Annotated in this window: 5 protein-coding genes; 2 read left to right on the top strand and 3 right to left on the bottom strand. The window is 65.1% G+C overall.

The features are described 5' to 3' along the window. Positions 1-549: 549 nt before the first annotated feature. The 3 genes from GSQ95_RS21995 to GSQ95_RS21985 all read right to left on the bottom strand — a co-directional run bounded on the left by GSQ95_RS21995 (position 550) and on the right by GSQ95_RS21985 (position 3436). Positions 550-1113 carry a DedA family protein gene (locus GSQ95_RS21995; protein ID WP_158896851.1) on the bottom strand — a complete coding sequence of 188 codons (564 nt, stop codon included), beginning with the start codon at positions 1111-1113 and terminating at the stop codon, positions 550-552. Between the two features lie 9 nt (positions 1114-1122). Beyond that, positions 1123-2229 carry a calcium:proton antiporter gene (locus GSQ95_RS21990; protein ID WP_158896850.1) on the bottom strand — a complete coding sequence of 369 codons (1107 nt, stop codon included), beginning with the start codon at positions 2227-2229 and terminating at the stop codon, positions 1123-1125. Positions 2230-2335: 106 nt separating this feature from the next. Continuing rightward, complete coding sequence (locus tag GSQ95_RS21985; protein WP_305983284.1) at positions 2336-3436, bottom strand: acyltransferase; 1101 nt, start codon at positions 3434-3436, stop codon at positions 2336-2338. A 227-nt stretch (positions 3437-3663) separates the two neighbouring features. On the opposite strand from GSQ95_RS21985, the gene GSQ95_RS21980 reads away from it, so the two are divergent. Both GSQ95_RS21980 and hisN read left to right on the top strand, forming a co-directional pair. Further along, the gene (locus tag GSQ95_RS21980; RefSeq protein ID WP_158896848.1) at positions 3664-4614 is read left to right on the top strand and encodes an adenosine deaminase; all 951 of its coding nucleotides are present in this window, start codon (positions 3664-3666) and stop codon (positions 4612-4614) included. A 2-nt stretch (positions 4615-4616) separates the two neighbouring features. Beyond that, entirely contained in the window at positions 4617-5423 is an 807-nt protein-coding gene (gene hisN, locus GSQ95_RS21975; protein WP_158896847.1) for a histidinol-phosphatase, read from the top strand. The last annotated feature ends 611 nt before the right edge of the window (positions 5424-6034 follow it).

Here is a 6034-nt window from a genome sequence, read left to right as displayed (position 1 = left end):
CCATGGCCCGTTAGGCCTCTCGCCGCATCCATGCGGCTCGACCCACTCCACGACGCTGGCGTTCGCCCTGCTGAACGGGGCGAATCGCGCGCCTGATGCGTTGGGTGTAAACCGGTAGGGTGTACAACGGCGCAGCCTTGTCCACGCGATAGGCGTTACTCCCTAAGTGGAAAACGCTGCGCGGTTTTCCACGCTACAGATACTGGAAATACCCAACTTTCCGGCTAGCGTCCCGTCCCCGTCAGTAAGGCCGAGTGTAGGTGTCGCGCAGGGGGATGCGAGGCAGGACGCCGAGCAAGGCGCGAGGGGCAGGATGCCCCTTCGTGCCGTGCCCCCGGAGCGGCGCCGGAGCGAGGGGACCCGGAGCGTAGCGAAGGGCCGAAACGTGGGGACAAGCGTTTTTGGTTACTTTTTTGGCGTTTGAAAAAAGTGACTCGCCCGGGTGGGCGAAACAGAAACCATCAGCAAACCACGATAATCAGCCAGTACAACAGCTCAAACCCCAAAGCCGTGGGCTTCGCTCCGCTCAACCCAACCTACAAAGCGCCCCTACACCCTCTCCCGCCGCCGCAGAATGGCGCGGGCGCCGATGAACAGCACCGCCACACAGATCGCCGCCGCAAAGAACCACCGCTTCGACACATGATGCTCGGCGAAGAAGTCCCGCAGGATCTCGCCCACCGCATAACCGATGCCGGTCATGAAAAAGCCCCAGAGCAGTGCGCCGATGATGTTGAAGAACAGGAAGCGCCGCGGACGTACGCCGCTGGCGCCGATCAGCAGCGGGCCGATCAGGCGGAAGCCGTAGGCGAAACGGATGCCGATGATCCACAGCGCCTCGTGGCGATGGATGCGGCTGCGCAGCCAGTCGATGCGCGCCTGCTGGCGCTTGAAGCGACCGAGGATGCGGTCGCCGTAGCGCCGCCCGAGAAAGAACAGCGTCTGGTCACCGATGAAGCCGCCCAGGGCCACGCAGACGGCCGTGAGCGGATACAGCAGGTAGCCGTGGCGGGCGGCGATGCCGGCCAGGATGGCCACGCCATCGCCCTCGATCAGGGCGCCCAGGACGGCGGCGCCGTAACCGTAGTTGCTGATGAGCTCGCTGTCGATCATGGTGCGTCCCTAGAGACCGAGAATGGTCAGCATGATGAATGTGCCGAACAGCACGAAGTGGGTCATGCCCTCGATGGCGTTGGTCTCGCCGTCGTTGAGATTGATGGCGGCGACGATCAGGGTCACGGCCATCATCACCGTCTGCACCGGGGTCATGGCCATCTGGATCGGCTGGCCATTGTACAGGGCGATGGCTTCCACCACCGGCACGGTGAGGATCACCGTGGACAGGCTGGCGCCGAGGGCGATGTTGATCACCGACTGCATGCGATTGGCCATGGCCGCGCGCAGCGCGGTGAGGATCTCGGGGCTGGCGGAAATCGTCGCCACCACCAGCGCAGGGACCAGCGCCGGCACGGCGAGGCCTTCCAGGCCGGTATCCAGCGACTTGGACATCACCTCGGCCAGGGCCCCGGTGGCGACGATGCCGACGATCAGCATGGCGATGGACAGGGTGGCGCTGCTTTCCCCATGACCCGCATCGGCCGTTTCACCCTCGACCGCCGGACGCTTGCGCTTCTTGTCCGGGTAGTTGTAGCTGAAGAAATAGCTGTGCGGGCCGGCCTGCATGCGCAGGAACAGGGTGTAGAGCAGCGCCATGGCGCCGATGGTGAAGAAGGAATAGACATGCCACTGGGCCGAGGGGATGAATTCCGGCACCAGCATGGAGATGCTCACCGCGGTGATGATCATCACCCCGTAGCTGCGGCTGGAATCGTCGTTGTAGGGCTGTTCGCCATGCTTGAGGCCGCCGAGCAGGGCGGCCAGGCCGATGATGCCGTTCATGTCCAGCATCACCGCGGCATAGATGGTGTCGCGGGCCAGGGTCGGCGAGTGGTCGTGGCTCATCATGATCGCCAGGATGATCACCTCCACCAGCACGGCGGAGAGGGTCAGGATCATGGTGCCATAGGGATCGCCGACCTTTTCCGCCAGCAGTTCGGCGTGGTGGGCCACGCGCATGGCCGCGCAGATGATGGCGGCGATCAGACCGCCAGCCGCGATCAGCGCCAGGGTCTGGCCACCACTGAGCAGGGCGTGTTCGAACACATAGGCCAGCACCGTGGCGCCGATGGCGACCAGCAGCAGGGTTTCGTCTTTGAGGGCGGCAAGCATGGAAAGGGGCGTCCTTGGTTGAGCAATGCCTTGTTACGACCCCCGTAGACGGCAAAACGCTCGCACCTCGGTACAGCCCTGCCCTGATCGCCCGCGCGGCCGCCCCTCAGCCCACCCGGGGGCGCGGCGCCAGGCGCTTCCACACCGCCTTGGTGCCGGTCGCGCAGGCCTGGCGGTAGCCCAGGGCATGGCGTTCCACCAGGAACCAGGACACCACCGCCAGCGGCAGGGTGATACCGATGGAAAGGAGCACCATGGTCCAGGCCTCGATGCCGGGGATCACCGCCGCCAGGGTCTGCTGCACCGGGAAGGAATAGATGTAGAGCCCGTAGGAATAGTCGCCCACCTCGTTGAAGGCGCGGATGCGCCCGCCCGGGACGAAGGCGAGGTAGAGCAGCACGTAGCCCAGCGTCAGGTTATAGACCAGAAAGAAGCTGTCCCGATCGGGGGTGGCCACCGCCAGCAGCGCCACAGCGGCAGCGAACAACGCGCGCGACAGCGGAATGTAGCCGCGCAGCACATAGAAGGCGCCTCCCAGAAAGAACATCTGGAACAGCCGCAGCAGGTGCGATTCGCTGGCGAAGAAGTAATAGGCGAACAGCTTGAACAGCACGGCACCGGCGGCGAACAGCAGGATGGCGCGCTGGAAGTGCCGGCTGTCCAGACGCAGCCAGAGCACGGCCAGCCACAGCAGCGCCAGGGCGCCGTACATGCCCACCTCGAAGGGCAGCGTCCACAGCGAGCCATTGACGATGGTCTGCAGCGGATTGCCCTCGAACAGCCCGGGCAGGTCGAATTCGGCGCCGGCGATCAGCCCGGTGTTCTTCAGCAGATAGAACCAGGTCTGGGGATCGCTCAAATAATCCTGCAGCGGCGCCCGGGTCAGCCAGGCGCCGAGGCCGAGCACCGTCAGCATCAGCATTACCAGCAACCCCGGCACCACGCGCAGGGCACGGCCCCAGACGAAGTCGATGATGTCGGCGCGGCTGAGCAGACTCTTGGTGACCAGGAAACCGCTGGTGATGAAGAAGATGTCGACCGCGATGTCGCCGAGGGTCATGCCCAGGCTCTCGCGCCCGGGTTCCGCCGTGGCGGTGCCACTGGAGATGGCGAAACTGTGGCTGAAGACCACGGCGAGCGCCGCGATCATGCGAATCAGATTGAGATTGTTGTTCTTGCCGCCAACGTAATCCTGAACTGTCTGCACGGATACCTCACGCCTGGTGTTTGGAGCCATGCGTCCCGATTGTAGTCAGATCCGGACCCAATGCAGGCGTTATGGCCTTTTGCTGGCGCAAAGCGTGGAATGCTGGGAATTTCTGACCGACGAAGCCACCGTACATCGGTCAGTGGGAACCCGGATGCCTGCGGAAAACCCGGCAAAGCGTGCGACAATCGTCCATCTTTTCCGATTCAAGCTATCCCGAGGCTCCCATGTACGACTGGCTCAACGCCCTGCCCAAGGCCGAACTGCACCTGCACCTGGAAGGCACCCTGGAGCCCGAACTGCTGTTCAAGCTGGCCGAGCGCCATGGCGTCGCCCTGCCCTGGGGCGATGTCGAAGCCCTGCGCGCCGCCTACAACTTCGGCAACCTCCAGGAATTCCTCGACCTCTATTACGCCGGTGCCGACGTGCTGCGCACCGAGCAGGACTTCTACGACCTGACCTGGGCCTATCTGCTCAAGTGCAAGGAACAGAACGTCATCCACACCGAGCCCTTCTTCGATCCCCAGACCCACACCGATCGCGGCGTTCCCTTCGAGGTGGTGGTACGCGGCATCACCCAGGCGCTGGCCGACGGGGAAAAGCAGCTGGGCGTGACCAGCGGGCTGATCCTGAGCTTTCTGCGGCACCTGTCCGAAGATGCCGCCCAGGCCACCCTGGATCAGGCGCTGCCGTTCCGTGACCACTTCGTCGCCGTCGGCCTGGACAGCTCGGAAAAGGGTCATCCGCCGAGCAAGTTCAAGCGTGTCTTCGCCCGTGCCCGTGCCGAAGGCTTTCCGGCCGTCGCCCACGCCGGCGAGGAAGGTCCGCCGGAGTACATCTGGGAAGCCCTCGACCAGCTCGGCGTGGTGCGGATCGACCACGGCGTGCGCGCCTTCGAGGACGAGCGCCTGATGGCCCGCCTGGTCGACCAGCAGATACCGCTCACCGTCTGCCCGCTGTCCAACACCAAGCTCTGCGTGTTCGACGACATGAGCCAGCACACCATCCTCAAGATGCTCGACCGCGGCCTCAAGGTCACCGTCAACTCGGACGACCCGGCCTACTTCGGCGGCTACGTCACCGAGAACTTCATGGCCCTGCACGAAGGCCTGGGCATGACCCAGGAGCAGGCCCGGCGCCTGGCGCAGAACAGCCTCGACGCCCGCCTGGTGAAATGAGCATGACCCTGACCGCTGCCGAGATTTCCTACTACGAACGCTTCGCCGAGCGCCTGGCCGACGCCGCCGCCGTGGCCATCCAGCCCTACTTCCGCGCCCAGCTGGCGGTGGACGACAAGGGCGACGCGGCCATCGCCGGTCGCCGCTACGACCCGGTGACCATCGCCGACAAGGCCGCCGAACGGGCCATGCGCGAACTCATCCAGGCCGAGCACCCGGATCACGGCATCCTCGGCGAGGAAGAGGAGAACGTCGCCGGCAGCAGTCCGCTGAGCTGGGTACTCGACCCCATCGACGGCACCCGCGCCTTCATCACCGGCCTGCCGCTGTGGGGCACCCTGGTGGCGCTCAACGACGGCAATCGTCCGGTGATCGGGGTGATGAACCAGCCCTTCACCGGCGAGCGCTACCTGGGCACCCCGGCCGGCGCCTGGCGCAACGGCGCGGCCCTGCGCACTCGCACCTGCGCCAACCTGGCCCAGGCCCGGCTGATGTGCACCAGCCGCGACATCTTCGACACTCCCGAGCGCCTGGCCGCCTTCGACGCCGTGGCCGCCGAGGTGCAGCTGGCCCGCTTCGGCGGCGACTGCTACGCCTACTGCATGCTCGCCTCGGGTTTCGTCGACGTCATCATCGAAGCGGGCCTGCAGCCCTACGACGTCCAGGCGCTGATCCCCATCATCGAAGGCGCCGGCGGCCGCATGACCGCCTGGGATGGCGGCGATGCCCAGCAAGGCGGGGCCATCCTCGCCTGCGGCGATCCGCAGCTGCATGCGCAGCTGGTGGAACGGTTGCAGCACCTGGCGTAAGGCGCCTACTCCCGTAGGTTGGGTTGAGCGCAGCGAAGCCCAACGGTTTGGGGCATTAGGTGCCTTAGCTGGTTATCGAGTGCTCGGATGGTTTTTTTCGCCCACCCGGGCGACTCACTTTTGCCAATCGCGGCTGCGCGCCCCGGACAAAAGTAATCAAAAACGCTTGCCCCACGTTTCGGCCCTCCGCTGCGCTGCGGGTGATTCGCTCCGCTCACCCTTCGGGCCAGCCTGCGGCTGTTACTCCGCTTCGCTACGTCTCCCTCGCTCCGGTACCGCTCCGAGGGCACGGCACGAAGGGGCGTCCTGCCTCGCATCCCCCTCCGCGACACCTACACTCGGCCTCACTGATGGGGCGGGGCGCCAGCCTGATGTTTGGTATTCACGAGATCTGTAGCGTGGAAAACCGCGCAGCGTTTTCCACTTTTGGGCGCCAACACCATCAGTGGACAAGACTTCGCCGTTGTCCACGCTACGGGCTACAGCCGACTACGGTTCTTCAACCAATACTTTCAGGCTGGCGAATCGCCCCGTTCAGCAGGGCGAACGCCAGTGCTGTGGAGTGGGTCGAGCCGCATGGATGCGGCGAGAGGCCTAACGGGCCATGGACG

Source organism: Pseudomonas sp. BAV 4579, assembly GCF_009765395.1.
GTDB lineage: Bacteria > Pseudomonadota > Gammaproteobacteria > Pseudomonadales > Pseudomonadaceae > Chryseomonas > Chryseomonas aestiva.
This window is presented reverse-complemented; position numbering and strand designations above follow the sequence as displayed.